This window comes from Rothia sp. ND6WE1A (assembly GCF_001683935.1).
In the GTDB taxonomy this organism is placed as follows: Bacteria; Actinomycetota; Actinomycetes; order Actinomycetales; family Micrococcaceae; genus Rothia; species Rothia amarae.
The window spans coordinates 1-20,036 of the sequence record NZ_LXTU01000037.1; the positions used below are offsets into that span (position 1 = coordinate 1).

Annotated in this window: 16 protein-coding genes and 1 pseudogene; 4 read left to right on the top strand and 13 right to left on the bottom strand. The window is 51.1% G+C overall.

All coding sequences use genetic code 11. The features are described from left to right. Nucleotides 1-687, bottom strand: a pseudogene (locus A7E48_RS04340) (ribonuclease G); the annotation flags it as partial. Between the two features lie 424 nt (nucleotides 688-1,111). Between A7E48_RS04340 and A7E48_RS04345 the strand changes: the two are divergent. Then, entirely contained in the window at nucleotides 1,112-1,744 is a 633-nt protein-coding gene (locus A7E48_RS04345; RefSeq protein ID WP_233125981.1) for a vitamin K epoxide reductase family protein, read from the top strand. Nucleotides 1,745-1,792: 48 nt separating this feature from the next. On the opposite strand, the gene ndk is transcribed toward A7E48_RS04345, so the two are convergent. Beyond that, nucleotides 1,793-2,206, bottom strand: a complete 414-nt coding sequence (ndk, locus tag A7E48_RS04350; RefSeq protein WP_068169993.1) for a nucleoside-diphosphate kinase — start codon at nucleotides 2,204-2,206, stop codon at nucleotides 1,793-1,795. A gap of 187 nt (nucleotides 2,207-2,393) precedes the next feature. On the opposite strand from ndk, the gene A7E48_RS11115 reads away from it, so the two are divergent. Further along, nucleotides 2,394-2,531: a hypothetical protein gene (locus A7E48_RS11115; protein WP_158004399.1), complete on the top strand. Its 138-nt coding sequence runs from the start codon at nucleotides 2,394-2,396 to the stop codon at nucleotides 2,529-2,531. Nucleotides 2,532-2,639: 108 nt separating this feature from the next. Here the strand turns inward: A7E48_RS11115 and A7E48_RS04355 are convergent, their stop codons facing one another. From A7E48_RS04355 to nirD, 5 genes are all read right to left on the bottom strand, one after another. Beyond that, nucleotides 2,640-3,071: a DUF4233 domain-containing protein gene (locus tag A7E48_RS04355; RefSeq protein ID WP_318275174.1), complete on the bottom strand. Its 432-nt coding sequence runs from the start codon at nucleotides 3,069-3,071 to the stop codon at nucleotides 2,640-2,642. 16 nt (nucleotides 3,072-3,087) lie between these two features. Next, nucleotides 3,088-4,497: a folylpolyglutamate synthase/dihydrofolate synthase family protein gene (locus A7E48_RS04360; RefSeq protein ID WP_083147207.1), complete on the bottom strand. Its 1,410-nt coding sequence runs from the start codon at nucleotides 4,495-4,497 to the stop codon at nucleotides 3,088-3,090. A gap of 13 nt (nucleotides 4,498-4,510) precedes the next feature. After that, nucleotides 4,511-7,801: an isoleucine--tRNA ligase gene (ileS, locus tag A7E48_RS04365; protein WP_068170000.1), complete on the bottom strand. Its 3,291-nt coding sequence runs from the start codon at nucleotides 7,799-7,801 to the stop codon at nucleotides 4,511-4,513. A 544-nt stretch (nucleotides 7,802-8,345) separates the two neighbouring features. Continuing rightward, nucleotides 8,346-8,798, bottom strand: a complete 453-nt coding sequence (locus A7E48_RS04370) for a bifunctional precorrin-2 dehydrogenase/sirohydrochlorin ferrochelatase (RefSeq protein WP_068170003.1) — start codon at nucleotides 8,796-8,798, stop codon at nucleotides 8,346-8,348. A gap of 169 nt (nucleotides 8,799-8,967) precedes the next feature. Beyond that, nucleotides 8,968-9,297, bottom strand: coding sequence for a nitrite reductase small subunit NirD (gene nirD, locus A7E48_RS04375; RefSeq protein WP_068170006.1), 330 nt, complete (start codon nucleotides 9,295-9,297; stop codon nucleotides 8,968-8,970). Nucleotides 9,298-9,442: 145 nt separating this feature from the next. Between nirD and nirB the strand changes: the two genes are divergently transcribed. Together nirB and cobA are read left to right on the top strand one after the other, a co-directional pair. Beyond that, nucleotides 9,443-12,076, top strand: a complete 2,634-nt coding sequence (nirB, locus tag A7E48_RS04380; protein WP_068170378.1) for a nitrite reductase large subunit NirB — start codon at nucleotides 9,443-9,445, stop codon at nucleotides 12,074-12,076. 101 nt (nucleotides 12,077-12,177) lie between these two features. Further along, nucleotides 12,178-13,200 carry a uroporphyrinogen-III C-methyltransferase gene (gene cobA, locus A7E48_RS04385; protein ID WP_068170008.1) on the top strand — a complete coding sequence of 341 codons (1,023 nt, stop codon included), beginning with the start codon at nucleotides 12,178-12,180 and terminating at the stop codon, nucleotides 13,198-13,200. A gap of 96 nt (nucleotides 13,201-13,296) precedes the next feature. Here cobA and A7E48_RS04390 read toward each other — a convergent pair whose 3' ends face one another. From A7E48_RS04390 to A7E48_RS04415, 6 genes are all read right to left on the bottom strand, one after another. Next, nucleotides 13,297-15,027, bottom strand: a complete 1,731-nt coding sequence (locus tag A7E48_RS04390; RefSeq protein ID WP_083147188.1) for a nitrite/sulfite reductase — start codon at nucleotides 15,025-15,027, stop codon at nucleotides 13,297-13,299. Between the two features lie 19 nt (nucleotides 15,028-15,046). Beyond that, nucleotides 15,047-15,991 carry a sulfite exporter TauE/SafE family protein gene (locus A7E48_RS04395; protein WP_068170013.1) on the bottom strand — a complete coding sequence of 315 codons (945 nt, stop codon included), beginning with the start codon at nucleotides 15,989-15,991 and terminating at the stop codon, nucleotides 15,047-15,049. Nucleotides 15,992-16,057: 66 nt separating this feature from the next. Further along, on the bottom strand, nucleotides 16,058-17,353 hold the full coding sequence (locus A7E48_RS04400) for a sulfate adenylyltransferase subunit 1 (RefSeq protein WP_068170016.1): 1,296 nt from the start codon (nucleotides 17,351-17,353) through the stop codon (nucleotides 16,058-16,060). Nucleotide 17,354: 1 nt separating this feature from the next. Further along, nucleotides 17,355-18,281 (bottom strand): sulfate adenylyltransferase subunit CysD, encoded by a 927-nt coding sequence (gene cysD / locus A7E48_RS04405; RefSeq protein ID WP_083147189.1) that lies wholly within the window; start codon nucleotides 18,279-18,281, stop codon nucleotides 17,355-17,357. Continuing rightward, nucleotides 18,263-19,063: a phosphoadenylyl-sulfate reductase gene (locus A7E48_RS04410; RefSeq protein WP_083147190.1), complete on the bottom strand. Its 801-nt coding sequence runs from the start codon at nucleotides 19,061-19,063 to the stop codon at nucleotides 18,263-18,265. Before A7E48_RS04410 ends, cysD begins: the two co-directional genes overlap by 19 nt. Before the next feature lie 256 nt (nucleotides 19,064-19,319). Continuing rightward, the gene (locus A7E48_RS04415) at nucleotides 19,320-20,036 is read right to left on the bottom strand and encodes a sirohydrochlorin chelatase (RefSeq protein WP_068170022.1); all 717 of its coding nucleotides are present in this window, start codon (nucleotides 20,034-20,036) and stop codon (nucleotides 19,320-19,322) included.

A 20,036-nucleotide genomic window follows, 5' to 3' on the forward strand; every position in this document is an offset into this window, starting at 1 on the left:
CGAATGGCGGGATTCGCGGCGGCGGATTTTTTTCGCTTCGAGACGGGTTGAGCCGCGTACACCGGTGACGCGGTTGGTGCTGTGGGAGTCGGACAGTCGCGGCGCACGCACCTTGGTGACGGTATTTTCGGGGTCGCCGTCGGTTCCGCCGTCAATTTCGATATCAACTTCTCCGCGGCGGCGGCGGCGACGTCGGCGGGAAATCACTTCTTCTTCGTCGTGAGTAATTTCAGCTAGACGGCGCTGGCGACGTTCAGCCTCAAGAGCTTCGCGGCGGGCTTCGCGTTCTGCTTTTGCCTGTTCTGCAATCTCATCGAGATTGGGGGCGAAAAATAGGAGACTATTCGCGGCAGCTGCTTTAGTGAGGTTTTGCAGCTCGGCAGCTAGCTTCTCCCGTTGGGATTTGCTCTCTGCTTTTTCTTCTTCAGTTTCTTCAGCTTCTGAGGAAGTTTCCGGAGTTTGCTCGGAAGAGGTGTTTTCTTCGCTGGGCTGCTGCTCAGCAGAAGTATTGGATGATTCCGTAGCGTCTTCGGCGCTTTCTGGCGTCTCAACATTCTGCTGGTTATCTTGATTATTCTGGCGTTCTGCTGAGGTATCAGGATTCTCCTGGGGGGTATTCTGAATTGAAACCACTTCAGGTGAAGTGGATTCGTCAGCAGAGTTTACGTTCTGAACGTCCTCGCTCATCTGTATTATCTCCTGCCCTAGGGAACGTCCGCATATCGCCCCTACGGCGTTCAGGGGCGCATTGCGCCCAAAAGCTTATAACTACCCGATTGCTCTCCAGCTCTTATGCGATCTACCTGAGACTGACCATTACTAAAGTCGTATTTCTCAGTGAATCGGGCCAACTATTTTTTCGAGTCGAACTTTGTCGAACTTATTTCAATCTAAACCTTGCCACCTGGGGCAGCGGTGCATCGAAAAAACCTGTTGGATGGCTACTTTTGAGTGCGGGTCAAAAGGCCACCGTCCCAATTCTCTCACAGAAAGTGCGCACATCGAATCAGATATTCAGCATTCTTTGCGGTGCCTGACGAGTCTAAGACCTTCAATCTCGAAGTACACATCAGTAAGATGGGGAGAGTCCACGTTCACTTGAGAGGTTAAAGTGCCACATATTTCCGAGGCGTCCACTATCCATGAGTACTCGACCCACGAAGCGATGAAAGCAGACACAAGATACGCGATTCTATCTTTGTTGACAGGCATTCTCGCTTTCGCGTCTTCAGCTATGTTGGTGTATGAGCACTTGCAAATTGCCAAAGATGCATCCCACGTATCAGTGTGTGATATGAATGCTATTCTCAACTGCGGCACCGTCATGCGCACACCTTTTGCAGAGGCATTTGGGTTTCCTAACCCCTACATTGGGCTAGTAGGGTATGCAATTACCATTACAATCGCCACCGCAATTCTTGCTGGGGCACGGTTTTCTCGCTGGTACTGGCTGTGCATGAATGTGGGGCATGTACTGGCGTTTTGCTTCATTCTCTATCTCTGGTTCAACACTACTTTTGTGATCGGCGCGCTATGCCTGTTCTGCATGATCGTCTGGATTATGCAGACCATTTTGATGACCAAGACGACCGCTTATAATATTCAAACGGGTGTTATTCCTGCCCCAGAGCATATTCGTCACGCAGTAGCCGGGTGGTCCTGGTTCGTGGTTATTTTGATTTTTGTGCTCCTCTTCGGAATCATCATCATTCATTTCTTTGATCAGATAATAAATTCTTTCTAAACAGCAAATGGCCCGGTTAGTTGAAACTGACCGGGCCATTTTTATGACTTATTTGAACCAGATAGCGATTTCTCGTTCTGCAGATTCTGCTGAGTCTGATCCGTGCACCAGATTCTTCTGGACACCTGCACCCCAGGAACGCCCCAAATCACCGCGGATAGTTCCGGCAGGAGCCACAGTCGGCTCGGATGGCCCCATGATGCTGCGAATACCTTCAACCACACGATCGCCTTCAAATATTGCTGCCACTACAGGACCTGAGAGCATGAAATCCACGAGGGGCTGAAAGAAGAGCTTGCCCTGGTGTTCGGCGTAGTGTTCTTGGAGGATTTCTTCGGTTGCCTGAAGCTTTTTGAGCTCGACCAGCTGGTATCCCTTCCGCTCAATACGGGCCAAAACCTCACCGGTGAGACCGCGCTCGACGCCGTCGGGCTTGACCAAAATTAGACTGCGCTCAGTCATGAGTACTCCTTAAAATTCGCGAAACTATTGTTCTACCTCACAATATCAGCCCTGGTTGCATGCATGGAACTTCTGGTAGATTGCTCATTCCTTTACTTTTCTGCTCACAGGTTCGCCATAGGTAGGAACAATATCCATCACAGCCCTACCTCATACCCTTGATAACAGGAGCGAAAGGAAAACGACAATGACCCAGAACGTGACCCCTGAAAACAACAGCAACACAGCCCTGAACAGGTATAAATATTTACTGTCAACGGCGAATCCTCAAGAAATTGAAAAAGCACATGAAGAGGCTTTCGCATCGATGAGCGAGAAGTCCTAGCGGAATGTTCTAAAAGCAAAGACATCGAGACATTACGAAGAAGTCTCCGCAACTCATGGTCTGCGGAGACTTCTTCGACTGAGCTGAAACTCGAAGATCTAATGGATTCTAGTTACTCAGATTCTTCCGCTCCCACTCACGCTGTGCTCTCGCACGCTGGACGTTTTCATAATCGAGTTTTTCGCCGGTGTGCACCGCATACCAGTAGGTAGCAGCAAAACAAGCCCCAATAAAGAACATTGGTATCAATGCAAAACCAGTCAATATCAAGCAAACCTGCAATACCCATCCGAGAGTATATCCCCATGATTTGCTCAAAAAAGCAGGGGTAGCAATGAAAGCGGCAGCAAGGAGTAGCCCCACTACCCAAATAGAAATTTTGATGAGCGAACCATCATTAAAATGGTGCCCAAACGTGGCAAGGGTGGCAAAAAATGCAACCAAAGCTTCCAAAGTGAGCACTGTAGATGCGAACATCTTTTTAACCTGTGCCGGTTTCTTCGTTTGCCCCGGGCGCCACTCTCGCTGTCTTTTAGTCATTCGAGCCATCATGTTCTTAGAGTCCCATCATCGAACGTGCTTCACCAATTACCGTGATGGAGCCGGTAATGAGCACAGCAGAGCTGAACTCCTCTCCCGTTCCAGCATCGGTAATTGCCTGAGCTACTGCGTCGTGCAAGTGCTCAAAAGTACTCAGTTGGTCTTCATCGAACCCCGCATCAAGAGCCATGTTTTCCAATTGCTCTACGGGGATGGCGCGTGGAGAATCCGAAGCTGTGAGATATAAAGATAACTCAAAATCGGTGGAATCCAAGTACTCTTCACGGATGGTTTCGAAGATGCCCACGGCGTCCTTCTCCCCCAAAATTCCAACCACTAGGTTGAGTTTATCTACCGCGAAGGATTCTTTAAACGCCTGTGCTGCAGCTTTGATACCGTGTGGGTTATGGGCGGCATCCAGTAAAACGGTAGGTGCGCTACGGATAATCTCTAGACGCCCCGGCGAAGTTAAATCCTCCCAGCCTACACGAATAAGCTCAACGTTCAGGGGCTTCTCTCCCCCGCCTAAGAAAGCCTCAACAGCTGCAATAGCCACCGCGGCATTTTCAGCCTGGTGAGCGCCAAAAAGTGGAACTGGCAAATCCTCATAAGTATCAGCTAGACCGCGCACAGAAATCATCTGCCCGCCGACGCCGGGCAACCGGGAAGACACTCCAAATTCAACGCCCTCAAACCGGAATTCCGCCTGATGCTCCCGGGCAGAATCCAACAAAACTTGAGCAGCTTCGGGATCCTGAACCGCAGACACCAAGAAACCATTATCTTTGATGATGCCCTGTTTCTCCCCGGCAATTTCCGCCAAGGTTTCCCCCAGCATGTCGGTATGATCCAACCCAATCGGAGTAACGACAGAGACCTGGGCGGTTGCCACATTCGTCGCATCCCATGACCCGCCGATACCGACTTCAAGAATTATCACGTCAACCGGCTCATCTGCGAAAATCGCAAACGCCAGGACAGTTAATGCCTCAAAGTAGGTGATACGGGGTTTATCTGCTGCGATAAGCTCCTGATCCACTATCTCGATATAAGGCTGAATCTCTTCCCAAATCCGTACAAAAGTCTCATCAGCCACGGGCTCACCCGCAATACTGATGCGTTCAGTTACTTTCGTGAGATGGGGGCTGGTGTAGCGACCAGTGCGCAAATCATGAGCCATAAGTATGCGCTCAATCATGCGGGCCGTCGACGTCTTACCATTGGTCCCAGTGATATGAATAACCGGCGCGGCATCTTGAGGAGACCCCAGAATTTCCATAGCCCGCTGCATAGCATCGAGACGCGGTGCCATCTTGTTCTCAGGAGCGCGCGAAAGCAAATCCTGGTAGACGGACTCCACGCCGAAAGCAGCAGCCGGGCTACTGCTTTCGGCGGCGAGTTCGTTGAACAAGGAATCTTCGTTCATGTTCTCGGACAAATTATGCCTTCTCTACCTCAACCGACTGCTCCTGAGCTTCACGGTAGTTCACCGAGACAGCCAAGGTTTCGCCAGCCACGAGTTCTTCGTGTGCCTGCACAGATTCAATGACGTTTGCAGGTGCCGAAAGTGTGAGCTTAATACGGTCTGAAACGTTCAAATCAGCTTCCTTGCGAGCCTGCTGAACCGAACGGATAGTATCGCGAGCAATACCTTCAGCCAGCAAATCGTCGGTAAGCTCAGTATTGAGCACGAGGAAACCACCACCGGGCAGAACAGACACAGCACGTTCAGCAGAATCTTCCGATTCAGCCACCACGGTATCGAGTTCATATTCGCTAGATTCAAGGGCCAAACCACCCTCAACAGCCTTCAACCCGACGACGACGGTGCCGTCGTCCTGAATGGTCCAATCCCCTGACTTCGATGCCTTGATAGCAACCTGAACTTGCTTACCTAAACGAGGACCAGCAGCACGCGCATTAACCTTCAGCTGCTGAGAAATACCGAAATCGGCAGGTTCAACTTCAGAAGCATCCAGCAACTCTACAGACTTCAAGTTGAGCTCATCTGAAATAATCTGCTCAAAGATCCCTGCCAGTTGCTTTCCTCCCGCAACCGCAACAGTCATAGACTGCAGGGGCTGGCGCACGCGCAAATTATTTGCCTTACGCAAAGCAGAACCGGCAGAGCAGATAGAACGCGTAGCTTCCATCAACTGCAACAGATCGCTTTCGTCAGCAAATTCCTCAGGCTTTGGCCAATCGCTCAGGTGTACTGAACACTCACCGGTAAGGCCGCGGTAGATTTCCTCGCTCATCAAAGGCAGCAGCGGAGCAACAACTTTCACCGCAGTGGACAACGCCGTGAAGAGAACATCAAATGCTTCGGTGTCTTCATCAAAGAAGCGCTCGCGCGAACGACGCACATACCAGTTGGTCAGTGCGTCGGTGAATTTGCGGAGATCTTCTGTAGTGCCCCAAACATCGTATTCGTCCATGTGAGCGGTAGCGTTTTCCACCAATTCGCGGGTCTTACCCAAAATGAATCGATCCATCACATGTTCGGACTCATAGCGGAGCTGCGCTTCATAACCTGCACCGTTGTTAGCAGCGTTAGTATAGAGCGCGAAGAAATGGTAAACGTTCCACAGCGGAAGCATCACTTGGCGCACGCCCTCACGGATACCCTGTTCTGTCACGATAAGATTACCGCCGCGCAGAATCGGGCTAGACATAAGGAACCAGCGCATGGCATCTGATCCATCGCGATCTAGAACCTCTGACACATCCGGGTAGTTGCGCAGGGACTTAGACATCTTCTGCCCGTCTGAGCCCAGCACGATGCCATGAGAAATCACGTTCGTGAAAGCGGGGCGGTCAAAGAGAGCAGTAGCCAAAATGTGCATGGTGTAGAACCAGCCGCGCGTCTGACCGATGTACTCCACGATGAAGTCTGCGGGGTTATGGTTCTCAAACCATTCCTTATTTTCAAAAGGATAGTGAACCTGCGCGTAAGGCATAGAACCTGAGTCAAACCAGACATCCAAGATATCTTCCACGCGGCGCATGGTTGATTTGCCAGTGGGATCGTCAGGGTTTGGCCGGGTGAGCTCGTCGATGTACGGTCGGTGCAGATCAGGCTCGCCGTCTTTATTGACGGGGTAGCGGCCGAAGTCAGCCTTGAGTTCTTCTAGCGAACCGTAGACGTCCATACGTGGATAGTTAGGATCATCGGAAACCCACACAGGAATGGGTGAGCCCCAGAAACGGTTACGGGAAATAGACCAGTCGCGAGCATTAGCTACCCATTTGCCGAACTGACCGTGCTTTACATTTTCAGGAATCCAATTAATTTCTTCGTTGAGTTCGCCCATGCGATCTTTGAAGTTGGTTACCTTAACGTACCACGACGTAATCGCACGGTAGACGAGCGGGGTACGGCAACGCCAGCAATGCGGGTAGGAGTGAACATAGGATTTCTCCCGAATCAGATGTCCCTCAGATTTCAGCAGATTAATGATTGTGCGGTTAGCCTCGAAGATCTGCACACCTGCAATTTCTCGCAGGGGCGCACCGTCAGCTAGTGACTCGTCGCTGAAGAGGTCGAGGAATTTAGCGCCATCATCGATGGATAGAATAACGGGAATACCGTTTTCTTCACAGACTTTCTGGTCTTCCTCACCATAGGCCGGTGCCTGGTGCACCAAACCGGTGCCGTCGGTGGTGGATACATAATCGGCAACAAGAATCTGCCAAGCCTTTTCCGTACCAAATTTCTCGGCGTCGGTGAAATAATCCCACAGAGGTTCGTAACGGACCCCTGCCAAGTCAGAACCTTTGTAAGTCTTGACGACCGCAGCAGTAGCCTCCGCGGCGTCTTCAAATCCAAGATCCTTGGCATAAGCACCCAACAATTCAGAGGCGATCAGGAACTTCCGCCCCTGGAAATCTCCTACGCCGGCTACCACAACGTAATCGATATCTGGACCGACTGCGAGCGCCTGGTTAGTAGGCAGTGTCCAGGGGGTGGTGGTCCATGCAAGGGCTTCAACGCCGGTGAGCTCTGCAACGACACCGGTGTTCTTTACCAGCGAGGTGTCCGAGGTGATGGTGAAGGTGACGGTTACTGATGGATCCTGTCGGTCTTTGTAGACATCGTCGTCCATGCGTAACTCGTGGTTGGAAAGGGGTGTTTCGTCTTTCCAGCAGTAGGGAAGGACGCGGAACCCCTGGTAGGTGAGACCTTTTTCGTGAAGCTGTTTGAAGGCCCATATGACCGATTCCATGTACTCGACGTTGAGCGTCTTGTAATCGTTTTCGAAGTCGACCCAGCGAGCTTGGCGGGTAACGTATTCTTGCCACTCTTTGGTGTATTTGAGTACGGAGGAGCGGGCTGCATCATTGAAGTTATCGATGCCCATCTCAAGAATTTCTTGTTTGTCGGTCATGCCCAGCTGCTTCATAGCTTCGAGCTCTGCGGGTAGTCCGTGGGTATCCCAGCCGAAGCGACGTTCGACGCGGTGTCCGCGTTGCGTTTGGTAGCGGGCTACGAGGTCTTTGACGTAGCCAGTGAGCAGGTGCCCGTAGTGGGGCAGTCCGTTGGCGAAGGGAGGGCCATCGTAGAAAACGAATTCGTTGTCTTCAGCCGATCGCTGATCGATGGATGCTTGGAAGGTGTTGTCTTTTTTCCAGTAGTCGAGAACAGCTTCTTCGAGCTGGGGGAAGGAAGGTGATGCTGCAACTGTGTTTTCAGTGCCGGCAGTTGCCTTGGGATAAAGAGGATTATTCATTGCGACGCGCCCTTTGTAGTAATCCATTGAAAAATAGGACTTGCAAGGACGCTACAGCACACATTGCTGCCGGTGCAGAACGGTGCGGTGGCGCGGTACCACCTTGCTTACTGAGCGCTACCCGTGCCACTCCCCCGGGAAACGGGGTTTCTCGGGGGAAATGACACAGTCAAGCGTTATCAGTCGCTTCATGACTGCTGTTACGGGCTTACCCGTCCGGTTCTACTAAAACTGTATCTATTCCGCTCCACCTCTCGTCGCAACGAATTGATGAGGTATTGCAGGTACGGTTCGTTCTTCCGGATTGCTCGCCGGTGATGGCCGGGTCAATGCAACTGATTCAAGTCTAGGCAGTTTCGCCGTCGCTGTCTAACGCATTTTATGGAGGAGCCCTGCGGGGTGAGTGCCTGCTGGGAGCAAATCACCGGATGTACCCCTATATGTTGTGTTGGGTGTCAGGCTTCTACCCAAAATATCGAGGTAGACCTCTCGGGAGCGCGAACAGTCTCACGGGAATTACAATTTTCGATATTCGTGGCGGTTTTTAGAGTTTCTGTTTGTTGACCAACTCCACCAAGCGTTTCACCACGTTGAGTGAGCGCCGAGGATTCTTTTGCGAGGAAACCGCAACAGTGATGCCTGATTCTGAAGTTTGGTGTGCCATCATCCAGAAGTCTGATTGATCTGGCGCTCCACCCTGTAGGCAAAAAATCTGTTTCTGAGAACAAAGCTTCGCAATATTTTGGTTCACCTGTTGAGAATCAGTGTGGGCGAAGCATAACCACATACCTTCCACGTCCGAGGGGTGAAAGATACGTTGATGCCATTTAACCGAGGCATGTTCCACCAATTCGTGGAGACCACTCGTAATCGTAGGGGCAACGAGGCAGACGGCACCGCCGCTTTGCACTACTTTTTCCACCCGACGTCGAGCTACAGATCCCCCGCCTACGACGAGCACCGGCTTGCCGTAGACGTTCAGCATAAGGGGTAGCATACAATCTCCAATGCGGTAAATGTTAATTATAAATTTACCTTTACTTTTAACACAGAGAAAAAGAATATGATACGGGACGCGCTAATTTAGTTAAAACCAAAAAGGGAAAAAACTACACAGCCCACATCTATGGTCGTACCATAACGTCTCTCTGATGGTAGTTGAAGAATTATGCAATACGCAGAAATACTTCTCCATCTTCTATGCGGGTCTCGTAAACCGGCAAGGTGAAGTCAGAATTCAGGCTTTCTCCGGTACGCAAATCATATTCTTCTTTATACAGAGGGGAAGCAATGGTAGGGATATCCCCCTTTTGACCAGTGATTCCACGAGCAATTACCAGGGCGCCACTATTGGGATCTGCATGATCAGAGGCAAACACTCGGTCATTATTCAATCGAAAAATCGCGTACTGGTGGTTCTTGATCAGGGCAACCTCACCCCAATGCTCTTCCAAATCATTCAGCTTGCACACCTTTTGCCATTTTTGGTCGCTCATACCTTTACCTTATTTTTAGGAATCTATTAGTTTGGGCATTAAAAATTAATCCGACTGATGTATTTCAGATGCTATATTAGCATTATTGATTCAAATTATTTCGCGGTATCCCACCCTGTCCGCAAATTCGACGAACGGTATGAAGATGACTGATAAGCACGCACACGGATTGAGAAACATTCTAGTGATCGGCGGTGGTCCTGCTGCCTGGCGATTTGTTCGCGCTTACCTCAAAGAATCTCAAAATGAGGATCGTGTTACCGTCCTCTCCGCTGAAGCCCACGTACCCTACGACCGCGTAGCGCTGGAGCAACTCTTCAAAGATCCAGAAAAAGATCTCACCCTCGCTAATCCTGAAATCTGGGAAGATTCAAGAGTTAACCTTCAGTTAGGTGTCTCAGCTACTGCCATAGACCGCAAGAACCACATGGTCTCTGCAGATAACGGCGAGAGCTACCCTTACGATGAACTTGTTCTCGCCACCGGCTCCCGTGCGGTTAAAATCCCTATTCCCGGTTCCGACTCCGCCCATGTCTTCCGCACCATTGAAGACGTTCAAACCATGGTCAGCGAAGTAGCCCGTCTCAAAGAGAAGCTCGGCAGAGCTCCTCGCGCTATCGTCGTCGGCGGCGGTTTGCTAGGACTCGAAGCTGCCGAAGGTTTGCGTGACTTGGGTGCAGAACCCACCATTTTGGATGTCGCCTCTTGGCTTCTCTCCATTGAAGTAGATCAGGGCGGCGGACACCTTGTAAATTCTCTGATTCGAGAGGCCGGTATCAACATCGAAACCGGTGCTTTCATCTCAACCATCAATAAGAACGCCCAGGGCGAAGTTACTTCTGTATCAGTAGCAGACGGCATGGGCGATGAAGCCGATGTTCACAACCTGGATGCAGATTTGGTATGCATGGCTGCCGGTATCCGCGCCAACGACCAGCTAGCTCGCGAAGCTGGGCTGACCGTCGGCGAGCGCGGCGGTGTAGTTGTCAACGATCACTGCCAGTCAGAAGATGAGAATATCTGGGCTATTGGTGAAGTAGCCTGTGTTCTGGGACGCACCTGGGGTCTTGTAGCTCCTGCCAATTTAATGGCAGATGCGGTGGCTAAGAATTTGACGGGCCATGATGCTCACGTTGAAGAGTTTGATATTGCCACCAAGTTGAAGTTCTCCGGTCTTGAGGTCGGCGGTTTTGGTGATCGCCGTGCTACAAGCGAGGGTGCGCTGGAGATTATGTATATTGATCCGGCGCAGAAGATTTATCAGAAGATTGTGACATCTTCTGATGCGAAGACTTTGCTCGGTGGTGTGTTCGTGGGCGATGCTACGCCTTTCGATAATCTGAAGCCTTTGGTGGGTCGTGAGCTACCTGCGGAAGCGGCTGCATTCCTATCTGCAGCGGGTGGCGAGGGCGCTCCGGATACTGATATGCCAGATGATGCGGTACTGTGCTCCTGCAACAACATCACTTTTGGTGAAGTTCGCCAGTCCATTGTGGATGGTAATCAAGATGTTCCCTCTATTAAGAAAGCAACTACTGCGGGTACTCAGTGCGGTTCGTGCGTTCCCGTGATTCAGAAGACCCTTGCCAAGCAGATGAAAGCTATGGGCAAGACCGTAAGCAAGGCGCTGTGTGAGCACTTTGATTTCTCCCGTGCTGAGTTATTCGCAGCGGTCAAGGCAACTGACTACAATGATTTCCCCTCGGTGTTGAAGCGTTTTGGTCACGGGGAAGACGGTTGTGCTATCTGCAAGCCCACTGTTGCCTCTATTCTCGCTTCAACGAAGAACTCTTACGTGCTTGACGGTGGCCGTGGTACTTTGCAGGAAACCAACGACCGTAATCTGGCGAATATGCAGAAAGATGGCACCTACGGCGTCATTCCTCGTATTCCCGGTGGCGAAATCACTCCCGAGAAGCTCGGTGTGATTGCTGATGTCGCCAAGGAATACGGTTTGTACACCAAGGTCAATGGTGCACAGCGTATTGGTCTCTATGGTGCTCGTTTGGAGCAGCTGCCAGAGATTTGGCAGAAGTTTGTTGACGCAGGCTTTGAGTCTGGTCAGGCATACGGTAAATCTTTGCGCAATGTGAAATCTTGCATTGGCTCTTCCTGGTGCCGTTTTGGTATGCAAGATTCTACGACTTTCGCTATTGAGCTGGAGAACCGTTACCGTGGTTTGCGCTCCCCCCATAAGTTCAAGATGGGTGTTGTGGGTTGTAACCGCGAGTGCGCTGAGGCTCAGAATAAGGACGTCGGTGTGATTGCTACCGCCAAGGGTTGGAATCTGTACTTTGCCGGCAACGGTGGTGCAAACCCGGCGCACGGTCGACTCTTTGCAACAGACCTTGATAAAGAGACCCTTATCAAGTACGTAGACCGTTACCTGATGTATTACATCCGCACCGCTGACCGGCTACAACGTACAGCGCGCTGGGCTGAGGATTTGGATGAGCAGTTTGGTGATGCGATTGAGCATCTGAAAGCTGTCATTATCGAGGATTCTTTGGGTATTTGCGCTGAGCTAGAAGCAGAAGCGGAACGCCATGTTGAATCTTATGAAGACGAATGGGTTGCTACGTTGAAAGATCCCGAGCGTCTCAAGCGATTCCGTGCCTTTGTGAACGAACCTGATGCTCAGGACGAAGGTTCACGCATGTATGTGCTGGAACGCGAGCAGATTCGCCCGGCTACGCCGGAAGAAATAGCTGCACATGAACGTGGCGATGGCCCGGTTCTGGTTTCGGGTGCAAAGATTCCCGTCGGTCAGCCCAGCTAGGGCAGAAGTAGTTTTTACTTCGTCGTCTGAGAATTGAAAAGCTAGGTAGGTTTAGTCTTTTTGAGAAGATGAACCTACCTAGCCGTTTCTAAGGGATATTTGTGTTTGTTGATTTAGATATTGAGAATTGTTCTGTGCTGCTGTGCGGTGAGGCTACACGCACTGAAAGGGTGGCTTTGAAGTTTGCCCAGGCAACGGAGGTACTACGCTTCAACCGCGTCGAGGATATGCGTGCGCCGGGGACTCCGGTGGGTTTAGTAGTGCTTTGTGTTTCTGATGAGAGAGAGGCACAAAAGTGGAGAGCTGCTGTACTTTCTTCAGGTATTGGTGCGCCCTCCATCGTTGATACCGAGGTTCCTGCCGAATCGCAGGGCGAAGTGTTCCTCATTGGAGCCGGCCCTGGGGATCCTGGTTTGATGACTCGCCATGCTCTGGAAGTACTCAGCCAGGCAGATGTAGTTCTTCTCGATCATTTAGCACCCTACCAGGATTTACCTCGATGGGCTCCTCATGCCGAAATCATTGATGTGGGTAAAATTCCCGGAAAGCATCGGGTCCCCCAGCGAGAAATTGATCAGCTGATGGTGCGTTACGCACTGCAGGGTAAGAAAGTAGCTCGCCTCAAAGGTGGAGACCCCTATGTTTTCGGACGCGGGGCTGAGGAACTTTATGTCTGCGAAAAAGAAGGCATCCCGGTGAAAGTCTTCTCGGGCGTAACTTCCTCTATATCTCTTCCCGCCATGGCAGGCGTTCCGTTGACCCTTCGCGGGGTCTCCCATATGTTTACGGTAGTCTCAGCCCATCAAAAGCTCACCGATTCTGAGCTCGATCAGCTCTCCGGGTTACTGAAGGACGGCGGCACGGTTTCCATCCTCATGGGAGTGAAAACTCTCCCCCACACCATCGCAGGCTTGCTGGAACGCGGCGTCCGCCCAGACATGCCGATGGTGACCGTCCAAGATGGCTTCCGCGCCCATCAACAGGAGTACTTCTCCACTGTAGGTACTTGCTTGGAGAATTATGACCAGCTTAAACCTCCAGCTGTTACAACCATCGGCAATGTCTGTGCCGCGGTGGGTGAAAACAGGGAAGAACTGATGGGAAAGGCATTTGAAACCCACTAAAGTCTAAAAGGTGGAGCCTTCACTCATTGAGAGTGAAGGCTCCACCTTTTATATTTGCCGCGCAGAACACCACGGCTACTCTGAGAGCAGGAGTTCTTAGACCAGAAGCTCTTCGTCCGCACTCTGTGCCCAGACCGCGAAAGTCTCTTCCTCAGTGGAGCGGGTATCCAGGTACTTACGCAATACTCTCTCCAAATAATCCACTAGGTCAGCAGATGCAACCTTTAGTCCCCGGACGGTTTTACCCACGTTGCCGGATCCAGCGTTGAGATAATCAGCCAGCGTTCCCCCTAAATGGACCTGGAACCCAGGAACTTGTTCTCCTTCATCAGTGGTAATGATTTGACCCTTCAACCCAATATCTGCAGTCTGAGTACGCGCGCAAGCATTGGGGCAACCGTTAATGAAAACGTTGAACTGTTGAGGCAATTCTTCTTTGACGTCTTCCAGGCGTTTTTCCAACTGGTCTATTGCCTCAATCGCCGTTTTCTTTGTATCAACAATCGCTAACTTGCAGTATTCAATACCCGTGCACGCAATGGTATTGCGGCGGAAAATTGAAGGGTTGGCGGTAAGCCCGAGCTCTTCAACTCCCTCCAGGAGAGCATCGATTTCTTGATCGGGAACGTCCAACACCAAAATCTTTTGGTAGGGAGTGGTGCGCACCCGCTTCGAACCAGCGGCCTCAGCTAGCTCAGCAAGTTTTACCAACGTGGTGCCAGAAATACGACCAACTGTGGGGTTCAAGCCCACAAAATTCTTTCCATCTTTTTGAGCAAACACACCCACATGGTCCCCGCTCTTCGTCGGAGCAGGCATCTCAATGCCATCTGCCAAGGAGTAACCCAGGTATTCGTTTTCAAGAACCTCGCGAAACTTCTCTACATCCCAGTCGTTGATGAGGAATTTCATACGAGCACGGTTTCTCAATCGACGGTAGCCGTAATCGCGGAAAATTTTGATAGTACCCAGCCACACATCGGTTACTTGCTCAGGTTTGACGAACACCCCGACATTTTCTGCCAATTTAGGATTGGTCGACAGACCCCCTCCCACCCAGAAGCTAAATCCCACACCTAACTCGGGGTGGTTCACAGCAACCAACGAGATGTCGTTAATTTCATGGACGACGTCGTGGCTTGGATTTCCAGTGATGGCTGTCTTGAATTTTCGAGGCAGGTTAGAAAGGTCAGGATCTCCTATGAACTTGTCCTTGATTTCCTCAATGTAGACCGTGGGGTCAATGAGTTCATCGGCGTCTACTCCAGCTACGGGAGATCCCAAAATAACGCGCGGTACATCTCCACAAGCCTCGGTAGTTGAAAGCCCCACGGCTTCTAATCGTCGCCAAATTTCTGGAGCATCTTCAATTTGTACCCAGTGCAACTGAATATTTTGGCGATCTGTAATATCGGCTGTATCGCGAGCAAATTCCTGGGAAATTTCCCCAATCACACGCGCTTGCTCGGTGGTAAGCTGCCCGCCATCAATGCGTACACGCAACATGAAATAGTGATCTTCCAGCTCTTCAGGAGAGAGCTTAGCGGTACGTCCGCCGTCAATGCCTTGCTTACGCTGGGTGTACATTCCCCACCAGCGCATACGTCCGCGCAAGTCGTCAGCGGGAATCGAGTCAAAGCCCTCTTTGGAGTATTCATTTTCAATGCGCTCGCGAACGTTGAGACCGTTGTCTTCGAGTTTAAATCGCTCATTATCATTGAGCGGTTCCGTGCCATCGATTTTCCATTGACCATTCGGTTTTGCCGAACGTGGTGTAGGTTTTTTGGTTGCGGCAGCTTTATCTTGCTGGGTCAGTGATTTTGCCATCTTGGTTTCCTTTAGAAGTTTAAAACGTAGAGTTATTCAAGGCAGGTGCGCTGAGAGCTGGCTCTGCGGGGATTCTTTCGCTCGGTTTTAGAGCTTCAGTCTGGGTGTGGCGTGAACGCTTGACCCCGAGAATACTCATCACAAGACCAATAAGTCCCACCAGAAGGTAAATCGCTAGATTCCACGCATCCAGGGCGGGAATCAAGCTAAGGAGTTGAGGAAGGTTCAACAACACCAGGGTTGTTCCTACGAATCCGCCCAGCGCCGAAGGGTTAATCTTGCTCACCAACCACGCCGCAAAAGGAGCTGCTACTACACCACCGGCGAGAAGCCCCAAAACTGCAATCAAGTGCGTGGTCAGTTCAGACCATAAGCTCAAAGCAAATCCAGCGGAAGCTGCGAGCGAGACCAAGAACTCCGCCGTGTTGACGGTTCCTACAATGCGGCGGGGAGCCGTCCGCCCGATGCTCATGAGTGTAGAACTTGTCACAGGTCCCCATCCCCCGCCACCGGTGGCATCCACAAAACCCCCAAAGAGTCCTAATGCCAGAAGGGATCGGTGGGAGGCAGGTGCCTCGTGCCCCGCAGCTGCTTGTCTGCCGCGAGAAAAACGAAAAACTAGGTAGGCGCCAATTGCAAGAAGCAAGCAGGAGGTCACGGGTTTGGCAGCGTGCAAACTGATATTGCTCAGTATCGTCGCTCCGGAAAATGCTCCCATTGCACCGGGGATTCCAAGACGTAGCGCTACTTTCCAATCCACATTGCCAAATTTCCAATGGCTCAATCCTGATGCGGCAGTCGTTCCCAATTCCGCTACGTGTACAACTGCGGAGGCGCTGGCAGGTGCCATTGCTGCCAAAGACATCAGCAAGGTTGTGGAGGTGACTCCAAACCCCATTCCCAGGCTTCCATCAACGAGCTGGGCTATTGCACCACCTAAAGCTATAAGGAGTAGTGAACGCATCTTTATTAATCCTTTTTCCGCGGCTGCGGGCTATGCGAACCAGAAATTTTTCAGGTTCGCAGATTTTTATGATGGATTGAGGTCCGAGACCATACCGGCTGCTAATGTGTTTCCATCGGATGGATCTACCAGCAAAAATGAACCGACTCTACCCTGGGCGTTGTAAAGATCTATAGGTAGTGGTTGCGCGAGTTGAATTTTGACGGTCGCAATATCGTTGAGCTCAACAGTTTGCGCTTCGTGCTCCGTTGAGGTATCGATGTCGAGAACCGAGGTAATCCCCACCAAGCGCGCTTGGAGCAGGGAGGTTCCGTAACGGATTTTGAGCTTTGACTTGGCGCGAAGAGACTGCTCGGAAAGCCCAACGATGGTTGCCTCAAAAATGGTGGTATCTTCCGGACGGTCGCTTGCAGCGATGAGGTCTCCACGAGCTAAATCAATCTCGGCAGAAAGGCGTAGGACCACTGATTCATCGACTCCAGCGATATTCAGAGCACCGTCGCTAGAATCAATATGGGTGACCGTTGCCGAGCGTTCTTGACCCAAGTCCACCGAATCACCAACGGCAATTTCACCGGAGGTAATACGTCCGGCGTATCCTCGATAATCTTGGGAGCCCTCTCGAATCACATATTGGATGGGAAAGCGGAAACCAGTGCTGTTTTCAGAGTTCGCATTCTGGGTATGGACTTCCACCTCTTCGAGGTATCCCAGTACAGTGGGACCGTCATACCAGGGAGTATGCTCCGATGGGTTGACGACGTTATCGCCTAATAACGCACTGATGGGGATAACCTGAACATCTGTAATTCCCTTGCTACGCGCCAGTTCAACGAATTCGTCTCGAATAGTCTCGAAAATAGAGGCAGAATAATCTACCAGGTCAATTTTGTTGACAGCTAACACCACGTGTTTGATTCCCAAAAGAGCCGCTACCGCCAGGTGCCGCTTGGTTTGAGTAACAATGCCATGGCGAGCATCACTGAGTAGAACCACAACCTCCGAAGTGGACACACCAGTCACCGTATTTCTGGTGTACTGCACATGGCCGGGAGTATCCGCCAAAATAAATGTTCGACGTGCGGTAGAGAAGTAACGGTAGGCAACGTCAATCGTGATGCCCTGCTCCCGCTCTGCTCGAAGCCCATCTACCAGTAGCGAAAGATCAAGATGCTCTAGACCCCGCTCTCGAGATGTACGTTCCACCGCCGAGAGCTGGTCAGCCAAGATGCTCTTGGTGTCATGCAAGAGTCGACCCACAAAAGTCGATTTACCGTCGTCAACGCTACCTGCGGTGCACAGATGTAAGGTTTGGCGCTGCTGAAGAATCTCTGAGCTGGGTTCGGTTGATGTAACGGTCATTTTAGAAATACCCTTCCTTCTTGCGATCCTCCATCGAAGATTCGCTCAGGCGGTCATCGGCGCGAGTAGCGCCTCGTTCGGTTAAGGTAGAGGTTGAGATCTCGGTGAGGATATCGTCAATAGTGGACGCTTCAGAAAGCACAGCTCCGGTGCAGGACATATCTCCCACCGTGCGGTAACGGACCTTCTTAGTCTCAAGGGTTTCTCCCTTTTTAGGCCCGCCCCAGTCCCCTGCGGTGAGATACATGCCATCTCGCTCAAAGACTTCACGCTCATGTGCAAAGTAGATGGGAGGCAACTCAATTCCGCGAGCGCCGATATACTCCCAGATATCTGTTTCTGTCCAGTTTGAAATGGGGAATACGCGGATGTTCTCTCCGGGTAGGTGACCGCCGTTGTAAAGGTTCCAAATTTCAGGGCGCTGGCGACGAGGGTCCCACCCGCCAAAGTTATCTCGTACGGAGAAGATGCGTTCTTTTGCGCGGGCTCGCTCTTCATCTCGACGTGCGCCGCCTAGAACTGCGTCGTATCCCTGCTCTTCGATAGTCTCCACCAGCGGAACGGTTTGAAGGGGGTTTCTGGTGCCATCGGGGCGTTCTTTGAGTTCTCCCTTATCAATCCAGTCCTGCACTTTTGCTACGCGCAGTCGTGCGCCGGTGCGTTCCACTAAATCATCGCGGAACTTGATGACTTCAGAGAAGTTATGTCCTGTATCAACATGGAGCAGTTCGAAGGGCACTTGCGCTGGCGCAAATGCTCGGCGGGCGAGTTCAAAGACGACCACAGAATCTTTTCCTCCGGAGAAAAGGAGCGCGATTTTGTCGAATTGCCCTGCGGTTTCGCGAAGAATCTGTAGGGATTCGTTTTCTAGGTCTTTGAGGTGGGGTGAAAGCGTTGTGGCTGTTTCTCTCATGTGTGTAGTCCGCATTCCGTTTTTGTAAATTGTGCCCAGCGCCCGCTGCGGGGGTCTTCTCCTTCAGCTACGGGTGCGGTACAGGGAGCGCATCCGATGGAGGGGTATCCGGCGAGTGTTAGGGGGTGAATAATCAAATCGTGATCAGTGATATATTCCTGGGTTTCTTCGAGTGACCAGGTAACCAGTGGTGAAATTTTCAGTCGACCATTCTGATCGATATCTAAAGCAGGGGTGTTTGCTCTCACTGGGGAGTCTGCTCGTCGAAGCCCTGTAATCCATCCTGAATAGGGTTGCATGTAGGTAGCGAGGGGTTCCACTTTGCGCATACGGCAACATGCTGCGGGATCTTTGGAATAGAGGCTCATTCCGTAGCGGTCATCTTGTTGGGGAACGCCCAGGAGGGGTTTGGCTCTGATGAGTGGTTGAGGGTAACGCTGATCTACTTGTTCGGCTACATCGATTGTTTCGGGAAAGTGGTAGCCCGTATCAAGGAAAAGAAAGTCTGAATCGGGCAGGTATTTGGAGGCTAGTTCTGCAAGTACCGTGTTCTCCATGGAAAGGGTGACGGCGAGTTTGCCAGGTGCGTTATCGTGAGCCCATTCAAGGATTTCTTGAGCGCTTGCATCATAGAGTGCATCAGCGTATTCGTTCACCAGTTCTTGGTTGCGTTCTTGAATTTTTGCATCAAGTGGTGCAGGTTCGGTGGTTCCCGGAGGGCTTATTTGTGGGTCAGTGAAAGAATGAGCTGCGGGTTTGACCCCGTAGCTCTTGAAAAGGTGGGAGTTATTGGACATCGCTTCTTCCTTTCTACTGTATGAAAGCGTGCCACTTATAGGGAAATCCTAGGGAGTAGGTTTTTAGATAACAACCCATCGTTCATAAGGAGAAACGCTGATTAACGGGAGGTCATTTTTAGTCTTCTTTTGTCATTTTCAGATCTACAGCTTGATTTCTCCCGCTATTTTTAACGAATTCTTTGCCCACTAAAAAGCCTTCACTCATCACGAGTGAAGGCTATTGAACGATTATTTTATTGAAAGGGGGTCGGCTCTACTCCAGCTGACCCAGAGAATCTAAAGCACACTGACAGATAACATCAACCGATTGTTGATCGCCTGGTACCACCAATGGTTCTGCAATGTGAGCCCCTCGCTGGTGTCCGAGTTTTTTCAGTTTTTGATCGAAGAAACCTCTCCCCAGCAAATAGTTTGCAACAAATATCGGCCCGTTTCCCTGGGCTTCAGTAACTGTCTCTTCGATGGTGGGAGAAATATCAGCTATGAAACCGAAGGTAACTTCCTGTGCCAGCACGTTGGATAACATGGCACATTGGCGGGCGACAGCTTCTTGACCATCGGTACGAGATGAACCAGCACCGGCCATGACGACGGTGTCACCCGGTCGCCATCCTTTTTCAATCAAACGGTGATGCATCAATTGCGCCATGAGGGGTGAAGGACCCAGCGGCGCGGCTATCGCAATATCAGAAATCCCTGATTCTTTTGCTGCATCTCGCATATCAACTTGGGTATGATACCCCGTTGAAAGTAAGAGAGGAAGAATAATGGTCTGGTCTTCAGAGTGTAAACCCTCTAAAACTTCATCGAGAGTAGGAAATTGAACATCAACATAGGCTTCATAGACGTGATAAACAGGCCCTAGCCGTTGGGAAAGGAGCGAGCGCAAATTCTCGATAATCGATTCGATAGTTGAGCGCCCGTCCGGGCTATTGGTTCCGTGGGCAGTTGCAACAATATTAATCGGCAT

Excerpts from the sequence above, each read along its gene's own strand:
- A7E48_RS04395 (WP_068170013.1), bottom strand. The coding sequence starts at position 15,991 with ATGCGTTCACTACTCCTTATAGCTTTAGGTGGTGCAATAGCCCAGCTC.
- A7E48_RS04390 (WP_083147188.1), bottom strand. The coding sequence starts at position 15,027 with ATGGCAAAATCACTGACCCAGCAAGATAAAGCTGCCGCAACCAAAAAA.
- cysD (WP_083147189.1), bottom strand. The coding sequence starts at position 18,281 with ATGCGGACTACACACATGAGAGAAACAGCCACAACGCTTTCACCCCAC.
- nirB (WP_068170378.1), top strand. The coding sequence starts at position 9,443 with ATGACTGATAAGCACGCACACGGATTGAGAAACATTCTAGTGATCGGC.
- ileS (WP_068170000.1), bottom strand. The coding sequence starts at position 7,801 with ATGAATAATCCTCTTTATCCCAAGGCAACTGCCGGCACTGAAAACACA.
- A7E48_RS04415 (WP_068170022.1), bottom strand. The coding sequence starts at position 20,036 with ATGCCGATTAATATTGTTGCAACTGCCCACGGAACCAATAGCCCGGAC.
- A7E48_RS04360 (WP_083147207.1), bottom strand. The coding sequence starts at position 4,497 with ATGAACGAAGATTCCTTGTTCAACGAACTCGCCGCCGAAAGCAGTAGC.
- A7E48_RS04400 (WP_068170016.1), bottom strand. The coding sequence starts at position 17,353 with ATGACCGTTACATCAACCGAACCCAGCTCAGAGATTCTTCAGCAGCGC.
- ndk (WP_068169993.1), bottom strand. The coding sequence starts at position 2,206 with ATGACTGAGCGCAGTCTAATTTTGGTCAAGCCCGACGGCGTCGAGCGC.
- nirD (WP_068170006.1), bottom strand. The coding sequence starts at position 9,297 with ATGAGCGACCAAAAATGGCAAAAGGTGTGCAAGCTGAATGATTTGGAA.
- A7E48_RS04355 (WP_318275174.1), bottom strand. The coding sequence starts at position 3,071 with ATGACTAAAAGACAGCGAGAGTGGCGCCCGGGGCAAACGAAGAAACCG.
- A7E48_RS11115 (WP_158004399.1), top strand. The coding sequence starts at position 2,394 with ATGACCCAGAACGTGACCCCTGAAAACAACAGCAACACAGCCCTGAAC.
- A7E48_RS04410 (WP_083147190.1), bottom strand. The coding sequence starts at position 19,063 with ATGTCCAATAACTCCCACCTTTTCAAGAGCTACGGGGTCAAACCCGCA.
- A7E48_RS04370 (WP_068170003.1), bottom strand. The coding sequence starts at position 8,798 with ATGCTACCCCTTATGCTGAACGTCTACGGCAAGCCGGTGCTCGTCGTA.